Genomic DNA, 25,657 nt, shown 5'->3' on the forward strand with positions numbered 1-25,657 from the left:
TGGCGGGTTATGAAGCCCGCAGCGCAGCTATTTCTAGCTTAAGTTGACACCAATGAGGAATGCTGTGCCCAAAGCGCGTGTAGTGATATTATCAGATAGTTAGGGCTTGCTGAAAAAGTCTGATGGCTGGGGTAGGCAATAGGGAATAGGCAACAGGCAATAGTTTCATCATGATTTTTGGTGTTTTTTTGTGACCTAATCCATTAGAAATGCAAAATTTTTCAGCCTGATACCCCAATTTACTTGCATCTGTTTCTACAAAAATAGCCCCAAAACATTGAGAAATCAACGTTTTATAATTATTCAGCAGACCCTAGTTAATAAACTTCATCATGCGTTCCAATGTCGAGCAGAACAATAGCTTCAGTATTCGTTTCTGCATCCAGTTCAATGGAGAAAACAACACGACAATCATAGCCACAAGAGCAGGACTGAAGACCGTCGAGTTTGCCGCTCAGTTTGTGAGTGCCTAATGCTGGGGCAAATACATCTGCTTCCATTTGTTGAAGAGTGTCTTCAATACGTTACTGGAGTTCAGCATTTCGCTTTACAAACTTATGGAATGCTCGTTTGAACTTTGGAGTCAAAACCAGCAGTCTCATTTCTCTGGTTCGTTTAAAGACTGGCGTAATTCTGCAATAACATCTTGCGCTGACTGATGCAGAAATTTACCTGCATGGAAATCAGTTAGGGTTTGTTGAGCATCTATAACTATTTCTGCACGACTGTTTTCGTGGTGACGATTTTGTAAAATCTTGATCAGCATTTCTTGCTGTTCGGAGGGAAGTTGCAAAGCGTCTTCTAGCACTTGATCGAGAGTACTCATAACAATTTCAAAATGTTAAGAAGTCTAAATTACTTACCAACACTTAATACTAGACCTTCATGGGCTATTATTGCCTGAGGAAAAGCAGATTTAATATCGACCTGAACCTGATCAAGAAAATCATCATGGTCATCTGGGTGATGGTGAGAAATAGCTAGCCGTTGGACGCCAGCACCAAGAGCTGTATTCACCGCAGCTTGCCAAAGTAAATCAGCAGAGTCATGGTTGTGAGATGTAGGGGGAGTGTAAGTAGCATTGGCAATCAGCAAATCAACGCCTTTAATAAATTCTAAAATTCGCTCTCGCTCCACTTGTTCAGCATTTTGGTGCAAATCCGTGATGTAAGCAACACTATACTCTTGCCAAGTAACTCGGTAGCCAACTGACCGCTGGGTTTGATTAATTAATGCAGTTGTAATGGTGACATCATCTAACTTCACCTCACTGTCTGGAGTGAGATTATAAAACTGCAATTCCGACTGCATTACCTGTAAAGGGTAAGGAAAGTGTGGCTGGAGCATCTGATCGTACAGACATTGTTTGATGGAAGCTCCATTTGAGGCAGCTGTGCCATAAATGTGGAAGCAATTTTCCACAATAAATGCTGGAGCAAAAAAGGGAAACCCTTGAATACGATTTGATTGGCAGTTGGTAAAAAATAAATGGGCTTCTAGTGGCTGTTGTAGTTCTTGCCAAGTTTTACCTAGTATACGTAAGCCAGTACCGCCATCAAAAATCAAGCGTTTCCCAGCGACCTGCATTTCTAGACAAGCGGTATTACCGCCATAACGATTGGTGTTGCTACTTGGAGTGGGAATCAAACCTCTCACACCCCAGAATTGCACGAGAAATTCACCTGATGGACTGCTTGGCAGGGTAGCTGACTTTTCAGGTATGTAGCTTTGGGAACCCGACGACTCAAAATTTGACATTTTTCTTGAAATTAGACCTTACTGAGCAGGTCATCGTAGCGCCGTACTTCCAACAGCCTGTTTTTTTCGTCCACAATGACTACCGTAGGAGAGTAACTTTTTAACTCTTCTGAAGTGAACTGCCCGTAAGTCATTATAATCAAGCGATCGCCAATAATGCCTAGACGTGCCGCACCTCCATTTAATTCAATTACTCCTGAATTGGCTGGAGCCGGGATCGCATAAGTAATAAAGCGCTGGCCGTTGGCATTATTAACTACTTGCACCTGCTCGTAGGGTAAGATACCAGCTTTTTCTAAAAGCATTTCATCGATGCTGATACTACCCACATAGTTGATATTCGCCCCTGTGAGGGTGCAGTTATGAATTTTTGCCAAAAGGAGAGTACGCTGCATTTTGGTTTGGGGTTGGTGGCAGATTTTAAAATCTGTAACAAGGGAAAGTTAGCAAAGTGAAGTGAGGAATTAGGAGTGAGGAGTTAGGAATAAAAATTCATAACTCTTAACTCCTAACTCCTAACTCCTCTATTATCCTCTATAAGCTTTGACGGATTTTTCTACTAAAGCTGCAACCTTATCCACATCTTGCCAACCAAGAATTTCAGTCACCTTTTTTTCCAAATTTTTATAACTACGGAAAAATTCAGCAATTTCATCTAAGCGGTGTGGCGCTACGTCTTTCAAAGATTTTACTTGAGTGTAGCGTGGATCTTTGTCAGGAACACAAAGGATTTTCTCATCGCGATCGCCACCGTCAATCATCTCCAAAAAGCCAATCGGTCGTGCAGCAATAACACAACCTGGAAAGGTCGGCTCGTCAATTATGACCATACCATCTAGGGGATCGCCATCATCAGCTAAAGTATTGGGTACAAAGCCGTAATCATAAGGATACTTTACCGAGGAATAAAGTACTCGGTCTAGAGCAAAAGCTTCTAGTTCCTTGTCGTATTCGTATTTATTTTTACTTCCGCCAGCAATTTCGATCAAAACGTTGATTAGACCCGGTTTCGGTTGGGCAGGAATACGAGATAAATCCACAAAAAACTCCTCTGATAACAGTGAATCATGGGGGCACTCAGTCAGCTTCGCTCCCCGTGTAGAATTTTAAGGCAATATGGATCTCTTCCCAAGGTATTCATTCCACAACACGGAGTTAGGGGAAAGGGACTTCCAACTAAAAAAATATCCCATTGCTTTGGCAAGAAGGGGGATCTTGCGCGGGGGAGGAAGAATCTAATGATCATCTTCGCTCCAAAAAATGGGAAAAGCGTTACGAAGTTTATTCGTAACGCTTTTTCCAAGAGGGTATTTATGGATATCCTCTGCCCTTGATTACTGTCGGAGGGATTTCTGCCCCTATTCTGTCAAGACAACTGAAATCTGGAGTCACACAATACAGATTCAGCTTATTCGCGATGAACGACATCTACATCTACAAAGGCTGTCTCAAAATCAGTTTTCTTCTTTTTGTAGCTTTCCTACCGGTGGAATACTAGTGGGAGGCTTTATCAATCTTTGCTGCCTTGTAGGTTTTGGATCAGGGGTTGCTGGTTATTTTGAACATCAGTTGAAGAATAGTGGGCGATGACAAATACGGGTAGGACAAGAGTCAACAGAGCGATCGCAGTTCCCACAATGTCTGCCAAACGTTGGGAATATGTGTCGGCATTGGCAGACTGGCTATTTGAATTCATACAAAATTGAAGTTCTTCGTAACACTGTGTAGGTCTACTCTCTGATTGAGAGTTTCAATTCTATTTTAGCTATTTTTAAACTGTAAAATGTGTAGCATTCTACAACTTAAACCAGTTCTAAAACTGTCATAATAGCATTTTTATACATGGACTTCTTAATACAAACTTACAACTAAACCAATCATGTTTTATTTTGTAATTAATATTTTCAGATGTTTCCCTGTATGGTGTAACGGTTCGCATACGCAAAACCAACTTTGACAGCATCATAAATTACATTTTTTCGCTGCTTAAAGATTAATTAGCAAAACATATTTGTCCGATACTTCATGATTATAACATCCTACAATGCCTTTGATAAGGTCATTTTACTAGAATTGATAATTTGTGATACAGAATACAAAACAGCAATTGCACTGATAAACAAGCAGTACTTTTGATTGTCATACACAAAAATATTTGACACCAGAGAAGAAATGGGTAGGAATGATTTTTGTAACCAGTGATAGCTACCGAATAAATACAGATATATCAACTGTATTAGGCAGCATAGATTCAGTGATATCACTCAAGAATTATTTAAGAATTTAAAGTTTCAAATCTATTTAATATCACAGTATTTTTGTCAATCTATATATAGGTAGAGTAAAAAATGTTTTGAGAAAGTAGCGTAGATGGTTATGTCAAACTTTGCTCATCTCTGAAAAAAATACTTAATCCCAATTTCTAGATCCTCAATTTGTCTGGATAATTCTTTGTAAGCGTTCAGAGGGGGGTAGAAGAAAATTACCATGAGGCGATTAGGTAGCGATCGCGCCTGGGGAGACTCAAAACATTCCCAATTCTCAGTTTCCACTGTTAAAATTAACATCACTTTCAGACAATGAAAGCTCTTCGCTGATTTGAATTGGCGGCTCGTAGTCATTTCCCCACGGCTCCAAACGAAAGTTTTGCGATCGCCAAAAGCTACTTACATAGTTTTCCTCAGACATTACCTTGTATTTGGCTTAGTGAGGTCTATGTTGTTAACATTACACGTAATTCCCGAATCATTCTCTATTTTAGGAATCATTTAGGTCTTGGAAACTTTTGTTGATGGCCATCTAGATATGAACAAACCCACCGCATTGCAGAAAGGATATATCTAAAGACCAAAACGATTTTAGCTGATACTGCACTATCAGCTAAACTTTGCCCTGTAGAGTTGAAAACACTTATTTAATTATTTAAAAACGTAGGATTTAATTTCTTGCTCTATTTGCTCACTAATAATCTCAGTTCCCATACTGGGTTTATCGAGGTTGACTCTAACAAAGTTTGTTTTGTCTTCGGCTGTAAATTTTTTATTATTATCAGAGTCTTTGATAATTTTTAGGAAAATTGCATTTTGACTTGGAACAACAACCCAACTGATTATTCGAGTATTATTTGGGGTAATTTGCTGGAGGTTCTTACCTGATAAATCAGAAAGATAACCGATAGTAGCATCTTCGCTGCTGAGTGTTTTATCTGTATTGGTGTCTTGGTCAACAATTCTATACAACCAAAATCTTGTAGTTGGCTTGTTTGCTGCTTTTACCTCCAATAAATCAAAGGAGGTAATAATGGCTTTTTTATTTAATAAAAGATGAGCTTCACCATCTTGTTTCCTATAAAAGATGATGTTATACAATTGGTTATTTCTTTCATAAGAACGTGAAAGTTTTAAATCAATTCCTTTATCTTCATTCTGCTCTGCAACAGTGACGGGAATCATTAGATAATCTGATTGTTCTTTAATGATTAAATCGCCATAGACAATATTTTGTTGGGAGTTTGGTTTGTCAGTTGCTTTTGCCTGTTCTGTTTTGCTGCTAACAGAAGACTTACAAGAGAAAGAAAGGGTCGCAATAATAATCGCTGTAGTAATTTTATTTAAAAAGCTATAAACTCTCATCATCAAATTCTTCTCGCAGGATACGTTGTTGTCTTATTTTATTCCCTGCTGGAAAATTAGCCAGTGTCTTAATTTGAGTTTATATTTTACAAAACGAGCAACAGAAGTGGGCTTGTTTTTCTAACAAAAATAATTGAAGTACTTTAACCAAAAGATTTTAGCTTTTTGGGCACATTAAATGTCTTTTGTTAATGTTATTTTAATCTCACGACTAGCTCCTCAAGCGTCAATTCCGGCACTCTCTGCTCTACTGAGAAAATTATATCAGAATAAAATGCCAAAAACCTGGTCGAGGTTGACCAGGTTTTCTTGAGTTCACAGTTTTCAAATTGTTAAACTAATTAAGTAATTGAAAATTCATAACTAAGGTGGACTGAAAAACTAACAAACTCAGCATTCTTGCGTTTTTCCGCTTTAGGATTTGGCCTTGCCTTCTACATTAGGCTTTTTGCCACTTTTCTCACATTTGATATGCTGAAATTTGCTTGGGTTGATGACACGGGGACACTAAGTCATTTACCCTTTTGTTTGGTTTTATTTTATTTTGGTGTCCTACTATTTAAATTAGCACTTAGCTTCTAAATTGCAACCCTTGGTTTACTAAAGTTGACCTTTTGTTAGATTTTGCAATCTAGAGCTATAAGATTTGATCCCTAACTTTCTCTTTATGAAAGTTCAAGGGATCTTGGATAGATAAGCATGGCTAACGCAACTGCATTGTCACCAATTCCACATAATTTGATTATTATCATCCAGATAGTCGGTAAAAGTACGTCAATGGCGTCAATTTCTGCCAATTGGGCGGCTAATGCGTTGTCTCGCGCTTGTTGGACATAACGCGCTCCGGCGATAGCATTTGTTTGGGGTTGAGCAATTAACCACGCCAAAGCTAACTGAGCAAGAGTACAATTATGAAGAAGGGCTATAGGACGCAGTTTCCCTAGGCTCTGATACTTTTAATCGAGTCTGCATCCTCAATTTCCACCCACATTCTTTTACCAGCTTGCCAAGTTCTCATCAAGATGGGTGTGATTTGCACATCAGAAGTACCTAGCGTAGGCGTTGGCGTAGCCTCTCATGGAGAAGCCCTTCGTAGACATCGCTTTTCCATAACTGCTTCCTAATTCATTCCCTTGGACAGTTCATACTTTATTGGTTTTAGCTTGAAATTAAATCAGAATTACAATAGATGCTGATGGAATTGACTACAACTTTTCATGCCCTCAAAGAATGGGCAGTGGCCGTAAATGCCTTGGAAGATGGCAAAACAATTATGTTGCTCCGCAAAGGCGGTATCCATGAACGAAATGGACACTTCCAAGTTGCCCACAAGCAAGTTTTGCTTTACCCTACCTATGAACATCAACAAGCTTTCATGCTGAAAGCTGAGTATGCCAATGGTGTTTATCCAGTGACATCAGGCTGGCATCCTGAAACAGTTCGCATCGGCAGTTGGGCGGAAATTACGGATATTTTGCCAGTTAGTGACGAGTCTATTGTCAACACCTTGCTTCCCTTCCATATTTGGAACGAGCATTTTATTAGCGATCGCCTCAAATGGAAACCACGTCAACCGCTTTATATTCTTCTTCTGCGGACGTATAAACTACCCCAAGAGCAAGAAATTTCCTATTACGCCAAATACTCTGGCTGTAAGTCATGGATTGATTTAGATGAACCAATTCAGTTACAAGCAGCAAAACCAGTTTTATCTAACTTCACATACATCCAACTAGTAGAGACAATTCGCGAGATTGTTGGCGATAAGTTGTATGCTCCATCCTTCTAATGACCAACATATTCGACAATTAAAACGATGAAAAAACCGTGGTTGCTGAAAATTTAACCACGGTTTTTGCTTTATAAAACTTTACTTTTTTAGTGTCTACAGACAATTAATCGCGGCCATTTATGGCAATTAGCAACCGCAAGATAAAGACGAACAAGTTGATGTAAGTTAAATACATCGATAAAGCAGCAGGAAGATATTGGTCATCGCTGTAAGTGCGGGGCAAGATATAAAAATCGACAACAGAAACCCCAACAAATAGAAATACTCCTAAACCGGAGATGGCGATTTCTAACCAATTTGGTGTGTAAACACCAAACATAGCAAATCCGAATTGGGCTAGACAGACAACCACCAAGGCGATAACGCCGAGATTGATGGTTTTTGTCAAAGCCATGCCATCTTGTTCAGAAAGATTTGAACCTATTTGACGGGCGAAAATAAAAGTGACGCCGCAACCCAGAGCAGCCAACCCAATGCCTTGAATGCCAACACCTTGGGATCTCAAAGCGACAAATACCAAGCCACTGAGAGTATATCCAGATAAGAGGCTGTAGGTTGCCAACAAGGGTAGTGCAAGTCCCTTATTACCTTTTTGGGCAACATTTTGGGCAACAAAGAACAAAATTAATTCCAAAATCACCGCACCAATGAAGGTGGGAAAGAATATTTCGGGGTTAGTACGGATAACTCCCAAACCACCGTAGGTTCCTAATGCTGTTAGCACCAATCCACCACCAACGTAGGGGAGGGCGTTGGCAATCACGTTTGGGCCAACAAGGGCGTGAGATTTAGCCTCACGGATAGCTTCACGAAAATTACTGGTGTTGCTCATATTGAAAAACTGTTGTTTAGGAAAACGTTCTGCTTATTACTATTCTTACCAATATTTGAAGAAGAAGTCAGAATTCAGGAGTCAAGAGTCAGAATTCAGAAGTCAGAATTCAGAATCAAGACGCTCTCTACGAGACGCTAAAAGCGAACGTGGACTCGCTATCGCTACGCTATCCGCCACTCCTACAGAATTCATACTGAATTCTGACTCCTGACCCCTGAATTCTGTTTCGATAAATTTGCAATTAATTCAGTGCCGATCAAATTGCACTCAATATGACAGATAAGTATTAAGTCAGTCATGCATTTTTCAGCATAAATAGCTAGTTTTTGTTGCAAAAGCTAAAGATTATTTACCATTCAAGAGTTATATAAAAAGCAAAAATAACTTGTAACAGAGAGGTTCGCAAAATCATGCGTACAAATACTGAATTGTGGAGTTCGACCCCTAACAAGTTCAGTGAAACGACGATGGCTTATTCTTCCCTGACTCAGCAAAATAATAACAGCTTAGAAGAAAATATACGCAACTCCATTTTCTCAGGAATAGGAGTTACAACAAGGGAATGTATATGGCAACAAGTGAGTCCTCTTTACGAACTGATGGTATAGAATTATTGCACTTGTACCACCAGAATCCTTCTATTAAACTTCGTAATAAACTTGTACAGTTACATACTGGCTTAGTGCGGAAGATGGCTCATAAATTCAGCCATCAATGTAATGAACCTTATGAAGATTTAGAACAAATTGGGTATTTTGGTTTGATTAGGGCTATTGAGCGTTTCGACCCTAGCCAAGGATATGCTTTTAGTTCCTTTGCAGTGCCATATATTCGCGGTGAAATGCTGCACTTTTTGCGCGATCGCAGTACTCTATTAAAAATTCCCCGTCGTTGGCAAGAATTATACAATGAAGGGCAAAAGATTCGCAAGGACTTGGCAATGTCTTTAGGTCGTCAGCCCAAGGATGCTGAAATTGCCAGCCAACTTCGGGTATCTGTGCAAGAATGGCAAGAAACCAAATTAGCTGCTCAAAACCGGATGCCTTTGAGTTTAGATGCAACCGCAGTTAACTATGTTGATTGCCAAATAACCTTGGGTGAAGCACTTCCTTGTCCTCGTTCTCATGTGCTTCTGCAACAAGAAGAAGAACGCCAACAACTCCAAGGTGCAATCAATATGTTGGAAGAAAAACCCCGCATGGCAGTTGAAATGGTATTCTTGAAGGAACTTTCTCGCAAGGATGCTGCTAAAAACATTGGTACTAGTCCAATGACTGTAACTCGCTATCTGCAAAAGGGAATTCAAGATTTGATTTGTTATTTGCAACCGCAGGTAATGCCCACTGGATCTTGATGTCATTAGTCAATGGTCAGTGGTTGGTAGAAAAGCAACTGACAAATAACTAATAAACTAATTATCGAGATTTTAAATCAGCGATCGCACCTTTGGTCATAGCAGCAATAGCTTGATCTGTCGCTTTTGGCAAATGATAATATTTACCGCCTGCTGTTTGCGATAATTCTTTGGCAAAGCCAGTAGACACAAATTTACTTTCTGTATCAATTACTAATAGTTGCATCCCCAAAGAACGGATTCTGGCAGCAATTTCTAATAATTCTCCTTTGATATCTGGCTTTTCTCCTGGTTCTAGCTGTTCGCCCAAAGAACGCGCTAAAGGAATATTACCCCGCCCATCGGTGATTGCGACAAGGACAACTTGCCCAATATCTCCACTCATCTGAGCATTTAAGCCGACGCGCACAGCTTGAGTTAAACCATGTGCTAAAGGTGAACCCCCACCACAGGGCAACCTTTCCAAACGGTTACGCGCCAAAGCAATAGAACGTGTTGGAGGCAATAATACCTCCGCTTGTTCTCCTCGGAAGGGAATTAATGCTATTTGGTCGCGGTTTTGATAAGCTTCAGTCAACAGTTGCATCACTGCACCTTTAGCCGATTGCATTCGATTCAGGGCCATTGAGCCAGAAGCATCTACCACAAATACTACCAACGCTCCGGCTTTACGTACCAGGCGTTTCGAGCGAATATCGGGCTGTTCGACAATAACTTTTCTATCTGGTTGTCTTTCTCTTCGTGCTTTTTGATATGGAGCCGCAGCTCTCAAGGTAGCATCTACTGCAATGCGTCGCGCTTTCCCTTTGGGTAACATTGGCTTAATATAGCGTCCCCTGTCATCGGAAAAGATGATACTGCGACTACCAGATTTACCTTGCCGCTTCGCTGTTTGAGTAAAGTAAAGCACGCTGTCATCAAGAATTACCCCTTCTGGATCAAAGATAAACTCTTCCGGAATATCGGGGGGTTCTTGTTCTTGATTTTCTTCTTGTTCTTCTTGTTCTTCTTGTTCCTCTTCTGATTCGTCCTGGGGTTCTTCTTGATTCTGTTGCGGCGGCGGTGGAGGGGGTGGCGGTGCTTGATCTGGTGGTGGTGTCTGCACAACCGTGGCGCGTGGTACAATTACCAATTCCACTGCGCGGCGCAAATCTTCGGCATTAACTGTTGTTCGTCCCTCTAAAGCCGCGGCAGCTTTGGCAACCCGCGTGGCGAATAACTCGGCGCGATGTCCCTGAACTCCGCCACGAATAGCTTCATCCACTAAGTAGGCAATTTGTTCGTGGGTGATGATTACTTCTTTCAACCATTCCCGCGCCAAGATGATTTGGGTTTTGAGGGAGTCTAAATCTTCGTTGTACTGTTGGAGAAAGTCTTGGGGAGATTTAGAATAAGCGATCGCAACTTCTACTGCTTCTACTCTTTGATCTAAGCCGAGTACACCGTCAGCAGAGAGTGCGATCGCAATTCTATCTAACAAATGCTCCCGTAATCCGCCTTCTTCTGGGTTATAGGTGGCAATAAATAGGGATTTGCACGGATGCTGAAAACTAATCCCTTCCCGTTCGATCTGGTTGCGTCCCTCAGATAATACTGTTAAAAGCTGATTTGATATTTGGTCATCTAATAAATTAATCTCATCTACGTACAGTACACCCCGGTTTGCTGTAGCGAGTAAACCGGGCTGAAAAATCGTATCACCTTGTTTTACGGACTTTTCCACATCCACTGAACCTAGGAGTCGGTCTTCTGTGATACCTAGAGGAATTTGCAAAAAAGGCGCAGGGATGATTTCGACGGGAACATCTTGAATATCTTTATCTGCGTACTCCGCCAATAATTGATCGTCCCATTCTTCTGGATGGTTGGGGTCACAATTGCTGATTGAACCTTTGACAACTTCAATGGGCGGTAGTAGAGCGTGGATAGCACGAGCCATTACAGATTTTGCCGTACCGCGACGACCTGCGATCGCCACTCCTCCCAAACCAGGATCAACTGCGGCTAAAAGCAAGGCTAATTTAATTGCTTCTTGACCGACTACGGCTGTCAAGGGAAAAGCAGTGATGGTGGGATTGATAGTAGGCGCAGGCATTGTTTGCTTTTATAGCGAGTCTCGGCCTTTAGCATACCAATTTCTGACACATTTAGAATAGGGATTATGGCAATGAGAGAAAGGTAAGGTTATGAGTATTGCTCAGACTAAACGCTTCACACTAGATGAATACCACAGGCTTGGAGACTTGGGCTTTTTCCATGAAGATGACCATATTGAATTAATTAATGGGGAAATTATTGAAATGGCATCCAAAGGTACAGCCCATGAAACTTGTTTAAGAAAACTGTGGAAGGAACTCCCCAAAATACTGGGAGACAAGGCTACTTTGCAATCACAAGCGCCGATTGCTTTGCCACCTAATAGCGAACCTGAGCCTGATTTTGCGATTGTTCAAAACCGTGCTGATGATTATCTGTCGGGTCATCCTAAAGCGGCTGATGTGTTTTTAGTAATGGAGGTTTCAGATTCTTCTTTGGCCTATGACCAAGACGTTAAAATACCTCTCTATGCTAAAGGAGGTATTACTGATTATTGGATATTCAATTTATTCGATAATTATTTGGAAGCTTACAGTGAACCATATCAGGATAATCAAGGCAGATATGGTTATTCAAATAAGCGAATTTTCCTGTCAGATGAGATAATAACTTTTCCCTGCTTCCCTGATTTATCTCTTGATTTAGCTAAGGTTTTTCCGCCAAAACGAAATTTTTAAACTTTGTTATAGGATTCAGTCATAAGACAAAGGATTAAGTTTTATGGCTTATAGTGATTTTAAACTTATTGAAGTTATTGATTCTTTTGGGTTAGTTATCCACGAATCATCTGGACTATTCGCAAATGTGCAGGAGCAAGAATGTAGCGATTTGTTATCTACTCTTCTTAGGGAAAATGTTGATTTAGCAGTAGCGATAAGTTCGGAAAAAGCTCGAAGTGAAATGATAATCAGTCCAATTTTATTAGAAATTAGACGCAAATTTAATTATGAAATAAGCTTTTTTTCGGGAGTTGATTTTACTGTTGACAGCCAGCGAGGATTAAATGGCTTTTGTGATTTTATTTTGAGTCTTTCTTCGGAGCAGTTGCTTGTCCGTAGTCCGGTAATTATGTTAGTAGAAAGTAAAAATGAGAATTTGAGGTCTGGTTTAGCCCAATGTATTGCCGAAATGGTAGCTGCTCAGTTATTTAACGAAAGAGGTGGAAATCAAATAAAAGCTATATATGGTGCTGTTACTATCGGCACTATCTGGCAATTTCTCAAGCTTGAAGGCAATGTAGTTTCTATTGATTTGAGTGAATATTATATTAAGGATATTAAGAGAATTTTGGGTATTTTGTATGGTGCGATCGCCCAAAGTAAGTCTTAAATTGATTGTTGTAAACTTTGAATTTATCTTTGTGACAAATTTCAAATAAGTGTTTAAAATAAATATTTAATTAAACAAGTGATCTAAAAATATCTAAATGGCTATTAGCAATAACGAACGAGTTGGCAGAGCCTTAACTATTTTACATCAGGGGTTATACCCTTATTTTGAGAGGGAAATGCAGAAAGTCCACGGTGAGCGCTGGTTGATAGTAGCAACATCTTGTATATCCGATGAGCAAACAGTAAAGCACAACATAGACGATGATGTTTCTGTCTTGCTGAAAGTAATGAGCAAGCAGTGGGATAAAGTCTTCAAAAGAAAGCTGAGTTATGGTGAACGTGCTTTAGTGAGTGAAATTATTGAAGTCCGTAACAAACAGGCACATCAAAATGTAAAGCATTTCTCTTATGAAGATACTTATCGGGCACTTGATAGTATTGTTAGACTCCTTAAAGCCATCTCAGCATCAGAAGCAGATATTATAGAAAAACAAAAACAAGAAGTTCTACGACTTCTTTCTCCAAAACAGGCTGAAGAAGTCCGTATAAGAGAAAGTTTAGATGAAATATTAAAAAACCTCCCCTTTCAAGATGCTTATCTCCTACTTCGTGCGCTAACCCACACATCATATATGCATGAAAACCCTAATTCAGGTGAAGATAATGAACGACTGGAGTTTTTGGGTGATGCGTTATTAAATTTCCTGAGTGGCGAGTATCTATATCGTCGTTATCCAGACAAAAAAGAGGGCGAATTAACACCTTTACGTTCTCGGTTGGTAGATAAACCGCAGTTAGCAAAGTTTGCTGTTAGTTTAGACTTGGGTAGGTGGATGCGGTTAGGTAAGGGTGCAATAAAAGACGGAGGACGAACACAATCTAGTTTGCTTAGTAACACTTTTGAAGCTATTATTGGTGCTTATTTTCTAGATTCTGGAGTTGAGTCAGTCCGCGATTTTGTGGAACCATTGTTTGATTCAGCAATAGTTCAAAACTCACATGTTCCTCATGAATCTGATAGTAAGTCTAACAATTTTGTAGATTCAAAAAACCGCTTTCAGGAATGGGTGCAACGCACTGTTACTCCAACTCCTCCCAAATATTTCACAGAAAAAATAGGAGGTTCTTCTCACGCGCCAGAATTTATAGCAAAAGTATTGGTAGATGGAAAAATTTACGGCGAAGGTAAGGGACGCAATAAAAGAGATGCAGAAAAAGCTGCTGCTGAAGATGCACTAGCTAATTTGAAAAAACAAAGTTTGTTGTAGAGTTTATTAGGTTCATAAATTTTGATAATTTTAAAAAAGGACAATTCATGAATTGTTCCTACACATTATAATTTTTTTCAAAAAAATGAGGATGGCGTATACCATCCCCATTTTATTTTTTGTTACTTTACTCATTCCCAGATAGTAGCCAGAAAAGAGTCAACTATTACAGTTGCGGTACATACTGTTGCTTCTCTGGTACTTCAGCGTACTCAGCTACAATCTGGCGGAATTCTTCGCCGTCAATGGTTTCTTTTTCGATGAGCAAATCTACTAAGCGATCGGTGACAGTGCGATGGTCACGGATGATATTCTTAGCATTTTCGTAGCACTGCTCAACAATTTCTCTGACTTGAGCATCAATGCGAGAAGCAATGGATTCGGAATACTCAGATCGGGTTGTCCAATCACGACCCAAGAATACTTCTCCCTGCTGGCTTTCTAAGGACAGTGGGCCTAAGTCGGACATCCCGAACCGAGTCACCATCTGCCGTGCCATTCCCGATAATTGCTGCAAGTCTCCACCAGCGCCAGTTGTGACTTCCGCAGCCCCAAAAATTACCTCTTCAGCGGCGCGACCACCCAAAGCACCAGTAATTCTAGCTTTCAGTTGAGAACGGGAAATTAACCCCTGTTCTTCATTGGGTGTAAACCAGGTTAAACCCTGTGCTTGTCCACGTGGAATCAGGGTAACTTTCTGTACTGGGTCATGGTCTTTTAACAAAGTCCCAACTAAAGCGTGTCCGATTTCGTGGTAGGCAATTAAGCGCTTGCTCTTGCTATCCACCAAAGGAGTACCTTCCATCCCAGCGACTACCCGATCCACTGCATCATCAATTTCGCGGAGAGTGATCGCTTCTTTGCGTCTTCTCGCAGTGAGAATTGCTGCTTCGTTGAGTAAGTTGGCTAAGTCAGCACCAGTGAATCCAGGAGTACGACGAGCGATCGCATCTAAAGATACGCTAGGGTCTAGTTTCTTATTTCTCGCATGGACTTGTAAGATTTCCAAACGCCCTTTGATATCGGGTGCATCGACTGTTACTTGGCGGTCAAAGCGACCGGGACGCAACAAGGCTGAGTCTAGTACATCGGGACGGTTGGTAGCAGCAATAATAATGATGCCTGTGTTACCTTCAAACCCGTCCATTTCGGTGAGCAATTGGTTGAGGGTTTGCTCTCTCTCGTCGTTACCACCACCGATACCAGCACCCCGTTGGCGTCCAACGGCGTCGATTTCATCGATGAAGATGATACAGGGGGCGTTGTCTTTAGCTTTCTTAAACAAATCGCGGACGCGGGATGCACCCACACCAACGAACATTTCCACAAATTCTGAGCCGGAAATACTGAAGAAAGGTACACCTGCTTCACCAGCGATCGCTTTTGCTAGTAAAGTTTTACCAGTTCCAGGAGGCCCAACTAACAGCACTCCCTTGGGAATCCGTGCGCCCACAGCGGTAAATCTTTCTGGCTGCTTCAGGAAGGTGACAACTTCTTGCAATTCTTCTTTAGCTTCTTCAATCCCAGCTACGTCGTCAAATTTGACTCCGGTTTTTGCTTCCATTTGGAAACGCGCTTTGGATTTGCCGAAGTTCATCGCTTGACCTGGCCCGCCGGGAAGGTTGCTAGAACGCCGGAACAAAAAGAACAGCCCGGTAATCAATAAAACTGGAAAGATGAGATTGCCCAACAATCCCCAAATTGCGCCATCATTCCGCATGGGGTGAGCATCAAAACTAATGGCTTTCTCTTTGAGCTTGCTAATTAACTCAGGAGCGTTAATAGGCAAATCCACACGCCACCTTTGGACACGATTTTCGATGTCTGGATCGCGGGCTTCTATAATTGCTGTCCTACCGCCTTCGTAAAGATCCACGCTGCTGACGCGATCGCCGTCCAGGTATTCTAGAAAGCGACCATAGGTCATGCGGGTATTGGCTGCATTCTTACTCATGTCAGTAGGAGCGCCTGCAAAAGCCCCTTGCCAGAAGAAAAAGCCAATTACCAAAGCTGGCAATGTCCAGAGTACTGCGACTTTCCAAGAGAATTTCATCTTAATTTGCCTTTAGATGCCTATACAACTCATCAGCCTTAGCAACGGAATGTTCATCACTCTGTTACTTTAAGCTGTTAAACGGATGTCTATAAATCCATTTTGTTTAATTTGATCTCTTATATGCATTGCTATAAAGCGATTAGAGCATTATGGCGATGCCAACAAGAATCTTAATCAAAGTTAACTTAATTTTAATACAAAATCGCACGAGAAAAAGGAGCGCAACGGGATGCAAAGACACGGAGAATTTCTCCAGAATACTCCTCGTGTTGTTTAAGCCCTTCTCAATCATCATTCTGGGGAACTGGGGACTGGGAAACTGGGGACTGGGGACTGGTAAAAATTAGTTGAACCCTAATTTTTAATCTAATTGTCAATACCTAATCCCTAATCCCCAGTACCCAATCCCCAATCCCCTACTTAGCTTCTGTAATTTGTAAAGTGTAAGGAAGATATTTGCCTTTTTCGTAGGAACCAACCCAAATTTGGTAACTTCCAGGTAGCCATTCACCAACAATGCCGGCATTTTTGCCATCAAAATCGTCATTGCACCAAGTACCACCGGGCCCCTTGATAGTTATGGTGGTGTCTTCAGGACTTTGCACTTGTAGCTTTAGGTAGTCAAATTTACTTGTTAGCGCTAATGTGTGGTCTGGGGTTTGATCAACAAATCCGTTACAAGGGCCGGTGGCTGTTTCACTTCTCCCAGCTACTTGATTCCCAGATATTGAACCACCACTCATCCCGCGAACTGTCAAAGGGTCTGGGGAAAACTGAGGGCTAATAGTGACATCTCCAAATATCGTTGGTGCTTCCTGAGCATCAGCATCAGTAACAGGGTTAACCGTCGATATGATGAAGAGTGTAACTATCATGAACGATAATCTCATCCCTCTATTGAGCGCTTGTGTCGGCATTGTAATTACGTTCGCTTCTAAGTGTTTTTGAAGACATTAATTTTACACACCAAGTTCCCAACGTGAGGAGAATTGACTACCTATTTTAGATTTGAAATTGGGGATAATTCATGAGTAATTAGTCAATGATTTTTGGTTCTTATAGTTGCTCTACCTTATGGATAGGGGCGCACGTTTGTGCGCCCCTAAAATCTAAAATATTTCTAAAATCCGGAAGTAATCGCTAATTCACTGCCGTTATTGCTTTACTCAAGCGCGATTTATCTAAACCAATCTGATTTAGTAGCAACCAAGATTGAATCAGATCAGGCCCATGAACATCTCCAGTTAAGGCTGCTCGGAGCGATCGCATTACTAAGCCTTTTTTGACTTTTTGCTCTTTCACCACTTGTTTGATAATATCCTGGGCGGCGGCTTCCGATAGTTGCGGCTGGTTTTCCAAAGCTGTGACAATCGCCTCAAGGACAGCAGCAGAACCTTCTTGTTTCAGTTGTGTGCTACCTTCGTCGCTAAATTCAACTGTGTCAGTAAAAAACAGTTGGCTTTGAGCTACTCCATCTACTAAACGAGTCAAACTCTGACTAATTAAAGTTACTAGCTGTTCTAACCAAGGGCGTTCTCTTCCACCATCAAATTTATACCCAGCCGCTTGCCAATAGGGGATGAGTAAATCTGTAAGTTTATCTACTGGCGTTTTGTGGATATACTGGCTGTTCAACCAGTCCAGCTTATCCCAGTCAAACTTTGCACCTGCTTTATTTACACGCTCAAAGCCAAATTCTTTGGCTGCTGATTCTAAGGTAAATATTTCTTGCGTCGAGTCTGGTGGCGACCAACCCAGCAATGTCATGTAATTCACCAAGCCTTCAGCAGTAAAGCCCATTTTCTGAAAGTCAGAAATGGAAGTGACGCCATCCCGCTTGGAAAGCTTGCGTCCTTCCATGTTCAAAATCAGCGGTGTGTGGGAAAACTCTGGGATTTTTGCACCCATTGCTTCATACAACAGAATTTGCTTGGCGGTGTTGGCGATATGGTCTTCTCCCCGGATGACATGGGTGATTTGCATATCTATGTCATCCACTACAACGACAAAGTTGTATAAAGGTTGACCGCTACCCTCGTCTGAAGCGCGGGCGATGACCATATCACCACCTAAATCGCTACCTCGCCAAGACATTTTTCCCCTTACTAGGTCATTCCAGACGATTTCGCGCTCATCTTCGATTTTGAAACGAATTACAGAAGAACGACCTTCTGCTTCAAAAGCGGCGCGTTGTTCTGGTGTAAGGTTGCGGTGACGATTGTCATAGCGAGGAGCTTCGCCTCTAGCTTTTTGGGCTTCTCGGAGAGTTTCTAATTCTTCTGAGGTGGTGTAGCAGCGATAGGCTAATCCTCGCTCTAGTAGTTTTTGTACTTCTCCTTTATAAAGATCCAGGCGTTGGGATTGGAAAAATGGCCCTTCATCCCAGTTAAGCCCTAGCCAGCGCAGTCCTTCAAGAATATTGTCGGTGTATTCGGGACGCGATCGCTCTAAATCTGTGTCTTCTATTCGCAGTATAAATTTCCCGCCGTGGTGACGGGCAAATAACCAGTTAAATACAGCCGTTCTAGCTGTACCAATATGTAAATTTCCGGTTGGACTCGGCGCAATTCGGACTCTAACAGTCACAGTTAATTCTCTCTTTCGCAAAGCATGATAAATGTAGCTTATATTCAAACCCTGAATTCTGAGCCAATCCCTTTGGGTAATTCAAAATTCAAAATCACCGAACTTAACTCCGGTGATTCACTACTCATAAATTTAGAACGGGACTGACGGGGCTCGAACCCGCAACTTCCGCCGTGACAGGGCGGTGCTCTAACCAATTGAACTACAGTCCCTTGTTTGGCAACTTTGCTATTATCACTATTTTTTTTTTACTTGTCAAGTGTTTTGGAGTTGGAAATTAGAAATTATTTTTGTCTCATCTCTCCAAGGTGGAAATTTTTCGTTAAAACCTTGATAATACAACCTGTGGTTCTGATTCGAGATGCTGCAATATTCGGCATTGCATTTGTTTATACTGCTGCTTTAATAGCTGTTTGCTCAACTGGGGTTGAGAAGTGGGTGGTAGACTATGACTCTGTTGCACCCAGGTTTGCAACATTTGCCGCTGAGTTGGCTCGATGCGACTGCTAAGAACTTTGATGCAAGAATTTGGCGCTTCCAGAGTAAAGAAAATCAACGGATACTGCTCATTTTCAGCCAGTAAACTTACCAACCGAAGATTTTGGGGATTTTGCATATCTAAGTAGCACGGTAGCCACTTAGGAGCCAATTGCCGATTGTAGAGTACAGTTACCCACAATAGCATTGGGTGAGGGGATGTCATAAAGATAAACTGGTTGTAACGGCTAGAAACCGCATAGTTTTTGATTTCTTGTTTAGACAACATCAACCATAGCGCTGTCATAGATCCTTGTGGGGTATCTAGAAGCTGAGGAAAAACAATTTCTTGAATTGGTTTATTTTGAGGCCACAAAAGTTGCCGATAACTTTGTTCTACTGTGATTGGTAATCCAGAATCTAAGGGACGGCTAAGGATAGAATTAGAGCCTAAAGTTGTAGGTAAGCTGGGACAACTAGACTGTTCTAAAGTATTTAAGACTTGCAAAACTTGAGCGATATTTTGTGGGCGATCGCTTGCTTTTTTAGCAAGACAAGACATGATTAAATTATTTAGTTTTTGAGGTAATTTAAGAGAGGGTTTAACATCTGCGATCGCTTTTGGTTGTTCAAAGTGATGTGCTTTATACCAAGCACCAAAATAGTCTGTTTCTGGTTGCCAAGGTTTTTTCCCTGTGAGCATCTCAAACATCATCACACCGAGGCTATAAATATCAGATCGACTATCTAATTTTTCCCCATCTAGTTGTTCTGGAGAACAGTAGGGTAAAGTGCCATTAAATCCCCTACTTGTACTAGCTGTTGATGCATAATTTAAAAATCTAGCAATCCCAAAATCGAGAATTTTAACTAACTGACCCAATATCGGATCGGGAATAACTAATATATTGGCAGGTTTTATATCTCTATGAACCAAGGGACAAATTTTGCCATCAATATTAATACCTTGATGAGCGGATTCTAACCCTAAACAAATTTGCCGAGAGATAGTTAAAAAGATGGGCAGAGATAGCGGAATTAAATCCTTTAAACTCTTGCCACATAAATATTCCATGACGTAGTATGGTTTACCTTTCTCATTCACACCATAATCATACGCCCGTACTATGTGTATGCTCTTTTGACTTAAAGCTGCACTCATTAAAGCTTCACGAGCAAAGTCTTGTTGCATCTTGGTATCGACAACAGTTTGAGTCAAAAACTTGATAGCAACTGGTATTCCTCCTAACAAAATATCATTTGCTAAAAAAACTTCACCCATACCACCGCTACCAATTAACTGCTTGATTTGATAACGATTGGCAAGCAAGCCCGTACTATTTGGAGATGTAAATAAGCTCTGATTCACTTTATTAACCTCCATTGCTGAGTACATTTAAAGTTAGCAATACACACATAATTAAGAGAAGGCTTTTAGGGAATAGAGGTAAAGATTTTGATGGCAAGCTTTCAATAACGTAATACAAACTTAAAAAAAATCTCCAAAAATTTATTCATCCAATTTCTTAAGCTTTCTTTCTCATTTTTTTGATGTATGGCTAAATTTTGTAAGATGTCTAACTTCAGCTTTTCATACTCTGTTTTGAGAATATTTTTGGCTTGATTAGGTGAAATTAATTCTTTTGGCTGTTGACTAATATCTAACCAATCTACAAGTTGCTGTCGCTGGCTGGCGGTGAGGTTTAAAGTTGTTACATGAGAGCAACGGGTTGGATCTTCTAGAGTGAAAAATAGTAGATGATAGTAGCCTACTTCCGCTAAACTACGCGCTATATTCTGCCCTTTATTATCTTTTAAATCTAGAAAATAAGGTAGCCATTTAGTCATAGAAGGTTCGGCATCGTATAGTACTGTTATCCACAATAGCATCGGGTAGACATTCATTTTACTAATAAATTCAGTACCATGTATTTTATCTAAAAATCTTGTAATCTCTTGTTTAGGCAACATTGCCCAAAAAGTTGGTATAGGTCTTTGGGTAGTATGGAGTAAATGAGGAAAACCGATTGGGGCAATTGGTTTATTTTTAGGCCAATTTTTCTGCAAACACTCTTGTTCTGATAATAAAGTTGCGGGTACTAACTGAACCGGAAATGAGAGATTCACATTGCTAATACTATTACTAGGAATAACATCATTAAGCTGAATACTAACCTTTTCTAAATCTTCTAATATTTTGTTCATATTCTGAGGGCGATCGCTTACTTCTTTAGCTAAACAACTCATCAATAGTTTTTCTAATATCTGCGGAACTTTGACTTGTGGATTAACTTCTTCAACTGTAGGTGGCATTTGAAAGCGATGCGCTTGATACCAAGTACCAAAAGAGTTACTTTTTGTTTGAAATGGATGCTTTCCTGTCAGCATCTCAAACATTAGTACTCCCAAACTGTAGATATCAGAGCGAACATCTAGCAGTTTGCGCCCTTCCATGTGTTCTGGAGAACAGTAAGGCAAACTGCCAATAAAAGAATCTGTCAGGGTCATCCCACTTCGTTCTGTTAAAAATTTGGCAATGCCAAAGTCGAGTATTTTGACAATTTCTCCTTGTTTACTATCTTCACTAATGAATATATTTTCTGGTTTGATATCCCTGTGAACGATAGGATAAATCTCTCCTTTAAGGCTGATGCCTTGGTGGGCACATTGTAAACCTAAACAAATTTGATTACAAATCTGCAAAAACTTCGATATTGTTAAGGGCTGAATTTTGAGAATTTGTTTGAGGTTTTTTCCCTGGAGGTATTCCATTACATAAAAAGGAGTTTTATCTTCAGTAACGCCATAACTTAAAATGCGAACAATATGTTTACTTTTGCGACCCAATTGAGCGCCAATAAAAATCTCTCTGGCAAAGCGTTGAGACATTTGTTGGTTCGCTAAATTAAGTGATAATATTTTGACTGCGATCGGCATACCACCTTTGGCAGTATCTTCAGCTAGATAAACTCTACCCATCCCCCCTTTGCCAATCAAATCTCTGATTAAATAGCGATTATTTAAACATTGCCCAATGTAATCGTCTAATTCTGATTTTTGCCCTACCATATTCTCAATTTTATTTTGTTTCATGAAAATCATTTTTGAAAAATATTGTTGGCAAAATACTTTAAAAATTCTAGCTATTTATTAAATTTAAATCTTAAAAAAATATCATTATTTTGAGATAACTAACTACAAGCTTTAATTATGGTTAATTTCTCTGCAAAAGCTCCTAAATATTGTGTAACATATTTATTAAGGATTACGGTTGAGAAATTACACGGAAACTCTAAATAGGCTAGATAAAGTTACCTAGTAGATTCCGTGAATACACAGTATTGAAGAAGAATTCAGAAGTCAGAATTCAGGAGTCAGAATAAATCAGTCGCGGGTCTGAATCCCTGACTGATAGCGCAGCGTTAGATCATCCTGGAACGCCTTGAAGACCACCAAATTTTCAATCCGGTGGGGGTGCAAAAACGCCGATTATTCATCCGCCAGCCATACAGAAAACATTGCTGAATTCTGTTCGATAAATAAATAGCAGTAAAGCCTCGATGTCTACGACGAGCTACGCCTACACACCTTTATCTCTATACAGCTAATTGTTTAAGCTTGGCAGTAAACGGCGTAAGAATCTAATTAGCGGAGTTTCAATTTTAATTTGAAAGGCTAGTATCTGGGTGCGTTGTAGGGAGTTGAAATTGTTATCACTGATGAGAATTAATGATTGTTGTCCATTGGGTAGTTTAGGGCCAAGAGTTAAGCCTTCGATGTTGTCTAGCAGTACATCTAGTTTTCTCAAATCTAATAGCAGTCGTTTCTGAACTGGTTTAATATTTTTGGCATCAACTGCTAAAAGGCTATCAATATTATGAATATCATCGGCTCCTTCTAAAGAAACCTGAAACAGGGAAATAGCAAATCCTAAACCAGTGAATGACCGTTCTAAACTTAGGAAGTGTCCTTGATTGTCGAGAGCAAGTAAATCGGGCAATCCACTAGCGAATTTGCCAATAAGATTCAAAAATGGTGCAACTGGTTCTGTTTGGTAAAGAAATTCCTTTTCTGGCTGCTTGTTGAGCAAGTTGTATTGCAAAATTCGGCAAGGACTACCGATATTAGGTTTAGCTGCGACACCATCTTGAATTAGAGCATTTTCGGTAGCTGTGAATAAATGCTTTTTATCAGGTGTGATGGTGAGGCTTTCAAAAGCTAAGTTGTTGCGGATACCTTGTTGATTAGTTTTATCTGGCAAAAATTTGTTTGGTATGGGAAGTGTTGTAATTTCTCTACCAGAAGATAGTGAGAACTCTTTAATAAAAGGATCAATTAATTTTGCAACATCGCCTTCAGAAGAAATAAACACAGTTGCTTTATTAGTTAATGCAATACCTTCTGTATCAGTTTCACTGGGGCGGAATGTTTGACTATTTTGATTTAATAATGTGGTTACACTAACTGGGATAACTCCATCTTTTTGTAGGGAACCTTTACTCAAGTCGATTTTAAGAGTGTATAAACGGGCATTAGCTTTTTGTCCACGGTCATCGGAAATAGCATAGTAAAGGTTGTCTTTTACATTATATGTAATTCCAGATAAGCCTCCAACTTCAGTTTTCTGAAATATTAAACCTTTCGGTAGAGTGGCTTCCCCAATAAATTCTATGCTACTGATTTCAACAGCATTTGTATGTAAAACTATAAAGAAGAAAATGATAATTATAATCGGGATAAAAAAGTAAATAATTCGCGGGAATATGAAGAGTTTTTTAATGAACTGCATGGAGAGCTATTGCTAAATTTTGAAAATTATAAACCAATACGCTTGAGTTAAGGGCTAATTGTACAAAATTGTGGGTTTTTTAGACGCGATAAATCGCCGTCTCTACAAGTGTTTTGATCTTATCTGAAAAGAACAAAACTATACTGGAGTATGCGAAGTACTCAGCGCTAATTAAGCAAGTCGCAAATCATATTCATCCTGAAAAAAGTTAACAAGCCAATCTTTGACTCTGCGGGTAGCGCGGCAATCATCTTCGTTGTAGCTTTGGATAATTTCTAGTAAGGTGCGATCGCCTGTTTCTAGCCACTGATCATACCAGTAAATACACTTGGCACCACTAGCTTCCTTTTCCCGCCACTCAAATCCTAGCCAGCGAGCGATCGCTTTGAGGGCATAGCTTTCTATTGGCAATGCTACACTTTCGGTTAATTGTTCATACACATCCACAAATCGATTCAGGACAGGACGCACTAAGGAGTAAGGAGTGTGGTAAAGCTTTGCCATCCGTTTGACTGTATCAAACTCGTAGACACAAAAATGATAAATTGGCGCTTCGGGATATTGCCAAACCAAATCCAAAAATTGCTGCCAAACTAATTCTTCGTCTTCTGGTTTGTCTGCTAAAAACGAATAAAACTGTTCTGTATTGGCAACTCTATCAACAACTAAAACCCCCAAGAGATAATTTAAATCCAAATCTGGCTGTGCTTCAATATCAAAGTAAATCTCTATGGGTGCTGTAAATGTAATATCTTCTATTGGTAACGGGTAGGGTAAAATTAGAGGTCGTTTTTCTAGCGCAGATTGAGCTTGCACTACTAACTTGGGCGCTATTTCTCTGTCAAAACCAAGTAGGTTTTCTAAGGTGCTGGGACTGGTGTTAGCGAGAGATTCCAGTGTGGTGATGGCTAAGGCTTGGAGTTGAGTGTAGCGAATGGGTGTTACGCCTGGTAATAATGAGAGATGTTTTTCAGATTGAGCGATCGCATAACATTCACTATACCAATGGCAAAGATTGCACTTTTGCCGAGAAATAAACACTTCTGGCGGATTCGGTAACTCTAAAACTTGAATAAACTCCTCCAGAATTTCCTGCATCCGTGGCATCCATTTGAACAAATCCACCGCATAGTTTGTATTTTTGCTTCGCAATATGAGCGAAGCTGTTTCAGCCGGAACTCTTTGCACTGTCGCTAATACTTGAGCATGAAATGCAGCGACAACTTGATATTCTTGCTTAGGACGCTTACCGAGTTCAATATTAGCCGGGACGTATATCCAATCCCCAAAATGGGATTGTCCTGGCTGTTTTACAAGTAAATCTGGACGACTTAGGAGGGTGTATGCTTCAGAATAATTTGCTAACAGGACTCCTTTATATATGTACTCAACCCCACGCTGCATCAATTCTAAAGTTTCTTTCTCTCCCCTTTCCCAGTTTCCATAAGAATAATCTGGTTGGTGATAAGTCTTTTGTGCCAAAGCACTCAGCTGATGAGCGATTTTGTCCTGTTGCAGTTTCCGTAGCAACTCATTGGGAGCATCGCGCTGACTTTTGTCACCGTGAGTATCTAGAAAAGGCCGGCGTTTACAGCGTTGATATTGCAGTAGGAGTTCAGCATTAATTAGCATCTTTATAAGTTAACAAGAATTAGCACACTCTGGGAGTAAATTAGACAACT

At 40.3% G+C, this 25,657-nt stretch carries 23 protein-coding genes and 1 tRNA gene; 5 read left to right on the forward strand and 19 right to left on the reverse strand.

The window, feature by feature from the left end; genetic code table 11:
* Nucleotides 1-317 precede the first annotated feature (317 nt).
* The 9 genes from RRG12_RS18285 to RRG12_RS18325 form a co-directional block, all read right to left on the reverse strand.
* Nucleotides 318-500, reverse strand: a complete 183-nt coding sequence (locus tag RRG12_RS18285; RefSeq protein ID WP_256091413.1) for a type II toxin-antitoxin system YafQ family toxin — start codon at nucleotides 498-500, stop codon at nucleotides 318-320.
* Between the two features lie 98 nt (nucleotides 501-598).
* The gene (locus RRG12_RS18290; RefSeq protein ID WP_069074928.1) at nucleotides 599-826 is read right to left on the reverse strand and encodes a hypothetical protein; all 228 of its coding nucleotides are present in this window, start codon (nucleotides 824-826) and stop codon (nucleotides 599-601) included.
* 29 nt (nucleotides 827-855) lie between these two features.
* Nucleotides 856-1,758: an MBL fold metallo-hydrolase gene (locus tag RRG12_RS18295; protein ID WP_069069696.1), complete on the reverse strand. Its 903-nt coding sequence runs from the start codon at nucleotides 1,756-1,758 to the stop codon at nucleotides 856-858.
* A gap of 11 nt (nucleotides 1,759-1,769) precedes the next feature.
* Nucleotides 1,770-2,153, reverse strand: coding sequence for an aspartate 1-decarboxylase (gene panD, locus RRG12_RS18300; protein WP_069069695.1), 384 nt, complete (start codon nucleotides 2,151-2,153; stop codon nucleotides 1,770-1,772).
* 132 nt (nucleotides 2,154-2,285) lie between these two features.
* On the reverse strand, nucleotides 2,286-2,798 hold the full coding sequence (locus RRG12_RS18305) for an inorganic diphosphatase (RefSeq protein ID WP_069069694.1): 513 nt from the start codon (nucleotides 2,796-2,798) through the stop codon (nucleotides 2,286-2,288).
* 470 nt (nucleotides 2,799-3,268) lie between these two features.
* Entirely contained in the window at nucleotides 3,269-3,454 is a 186-nt protein-coding gene (locus RRG12_RS18310) for a hypothetical protein (RefSeq protein ID WP_069069692.1), read from the reverse strand.
* Between the two features lie 845 nt (nucleotides 3,455-4,299).
* Nucleotides 4,300-4,446 carry a hypothetical protein gene (locus tag RRG12_RS18315; protein WP_176726963.1) on the reverse strand — a complete coding sequence of 49 codons (147 nt, stop codon included), beginning with the start codon at nucleotides 4,444-4,446 and terminating at the stop codon, nucleotides 4,300-4,302.
* 230 nt (nucleotides 4,447-4,676) lie between these two features.
* Complete coding sequence (locus tag RRG12_RS18320; protein ID WP_420760278.1) at nucleotides 4,677-5,390, reverse strand: hypothetical protein; 714 nt, start codon at nucleotides 5,388-5,390, stop codon at nucleotides 4,677-4,679.
* A 665-nt stretch (nucleotides 5,391-6,055) separates the two neighbouring features.
* On the reverse strand, nucleotides 6,056-6,325 hold the full coding sequence (locus RRG12_RS18325) for a hypothetical protein (RefSeq protein WP_420760279.1): 270 nt from the start codon (nucleotides 6,323-6,325) through the stop codon (nucleotides 6,056-6,058).
* 254 nt (nucleotides 6,326-6,579) lie between these two features.
* On the opposite strand from RRG12_RS18325, the gene RRG12_RS18330 reads away from it, so the two are divergent.
* Nucleotides 6,580-7,179, forward strand: coding sequence for a DUF1802 family protein (locus RRG12_RS18330; RefSeq protein WP_069069690.1), 600 nt, complete (start codon nucleotides 6,580-6,582; stop codon nucleotides 7,177-7,179).
* 106 nt (nucleotides 7,180-7,285) lie between these two features.
* Here RRG12_RS18330 and RRG12_RS18335 read toward each other — a convergent pair whose 3' ends face one another.
* Nucleotides 7,286-8,014, reverse strand: coding sequence for a Bax inhibitor-1 family protein (locus RRG12_RS18335; protein WP_069069689.1), 729 nt, complete (start codon nucleotides 8,012-8,014; stop codon nucleotides 7,286-7,288).
* Nucleotides 8,015-8,585: 571 nt separating this feature from the next.
* On the opposite strand from RRG12_RS18335, the gene RRG12_RS18340 reads away from it, so the two are divergent.
* Nucleotides 8,586-9,371 carry an RNA polymerase sigma factor SigF gene (locus RRG12_RS18340; RefSeq protein ID WP_069069688.1) on the forward strand — a complete coding sequence of 262 codons (786 nt, stop codon included), beginning with the start codon at nucleotides 8,586-8,588 and terminating at the stop codon, nucleotides 9,369-9,371.
* 61 nt (nucleotides 9,372-9,432) lie between these two features.
* Here RRG12_RS18340 and bchD read toward each other — a convergent pair whose 3' ends face one another.
* Nucleotides 9,433-11,466 carry a magnesium chelatase ATPase subunit D gene (gene bchD, locus RRG12_RS18345; protein WP_420760259.1) on the reverse strand — a complete coding sequence of 678 codons (2,034 nt, stop codon included), beginning with the start codon at nucleotides 11,464-11,466 and terminating at the stop codon, nucleotides 9,433-9,435.
* A gap of 91 nt (nucleotides 11,467-11,557) precedes the next feature.
* Between bchD and RRG12_RS18350 the strand changes: the two genes are divergently transcribed.
* From RRG12_RS18350 to rnc, 3 genes are all read left to right on the forward strand, one after another.
* Nucleotides 11,558-12,145 (forward strand): Uma2 family endonuclease, encoded by a 588-nt coding sequence (locus RRG12_RS18350; protein WP_420760260.1) that lies wholly within the window; start codon nucleotides 11,558-11,560, stop codon nucleotides 12,143-12,145.
* Between the two features lie 43 nt (nucleotides 12,146-12,188).
* The gene (locus RRG12_RS18355) at nucleotides 12,189-12,797 is read left to right on the forward strand and encodes a hypothetical protein (protein WP_420760261.1); all 609 of its coding nucleotides are present in this window, start codon (nucleotides 12,189-12,191) and stop codon (nucleotides 12,795-12,797) included.
* A 97-nt stretch (nucleotides 12,798-12,894) separates the two neighbouring features.
* Nucleotides 12,895-14,067 carry a ribonuclease III gene (gene rnc / locus RRG12_RS18360; protein ID WP_420760262.1) on the forward strand — a complete coding sequence of 391 codons (1,173 nt, stop codon included), beginning with the start codon at nucleotides 12,895-12,897 and terminating at the stop codon, nucleotides 14,065-14,067.
* 166 nt (nucleotides 14,068-14,233) lie between these two features.
* On the opposite strand, the gene ftsH2 is transcribed toward rnc, so the two are convergent.
* The 8 genes from ftsH2 to RRG12_RS18400 form a co-directional block, all read right to left on the reverse strand.
* The gene (gene ftsH2 / locus RRG12_RS18365) at nucleotides 14,234-16,120 is read right to left on the reverse strand and encodes an ATP-dependent zinc metalloprotease FtsH2 (RefSeq protein ID WP_420760263.1); all 1,887 of its coding nucleotides are present in this window, start codon (nucleotides 16,118-16,120) and stop codon (nucleotides 14,234-14,236) included.
* 419 nt (nucleotides 16,121-16,539) lie between these two features.
* Nucleotides 16,540-17,040, reverse strand: coding sequence for a hypothetical protein (locus RRG12_RS18370; RefSeq protein WP_084227064.1), 501 nt, complete (start codon nucleotides 17,038-17,040; stop codon nucleotides 16,540-16,542).
* Between the two features lie 223 nt (nucleotides 17,041-17,263).
* A complete protein-coding gene (gltX, locus tag RRG12_RS18375) occupies nucleotides 17,264-18,709 on the reverse strand; it encodes a glutamate--tRNA ligase (RefSeq protein ID WP_069069682.1) in 1,446 nt (481 codons plus the stop codon).
* Between the two features lie 138 nt (nucleotides 18,710-18,847).
* A tRNA-Asp gene (locus RRG12_RS18380) sits at nucleotides 18,848-18,921 on the reverse strand.
* Between the two features lie 110 nt (nucleotides 18,922-19,031).
* Nucleotides 19,032-20,555 carry a serine/threonine protein kinase gene (locus RRG12_RS18385; protein ID WP_420760264.1) on the reverse strand — a complete coding sequence of 508 codons (1,524 nt, stop codon included), beginning with the start codon at nucleotides 20,553-20,555 and terminating at the stop codon, nucleotides 19,032-19,034.
* 101 nt (nucleotides 20,556-20,656) lie between these two features.
* Nucleotides 20,657-22,279: a serine/threonine protein kinase gene (locus RRG12_RS18390; protein WP_069069681.1), complete on the reverse strand. Its 1,623-nt coding sequence runs from the start codon at nucleotides 22,277-22,279 to the stop codon at nucleotides 20,657-20,659.
* Nucleotides 22,280-22,790: 511 nt separating this feature from the next.
* Nucleotides 22,791-23,975, reverse strand: a complete 1,185-nt coding sequence (locus RRG12_RS18395; RefSeq protein ID WP_420760265.1) for an esterase-like activity of phytase family protein — start codon at nucleotides 23,973-23,975, stop codon at nucleotides 22,791-22,793.
* Between the two features lie 171 nt (nucleotides 23,976-24,146).
* Nucleotides 24,147-25,607, reverse strand: a complete 1,461-nt coding sequence (locus RRG12_RS18400) for a TM0106 family RecB-like putative nuclease (protein WP_420760266.1) — start codon at nucleotides 25,605-25,607, stop codon at nucleotides 24,147-24,149.
* Nucleotides 25,608-25,657: the final 50 nt, after the last annotated feature.

The organism is Nostoc sp. CALU 546 (assembly GCF_048836525.1).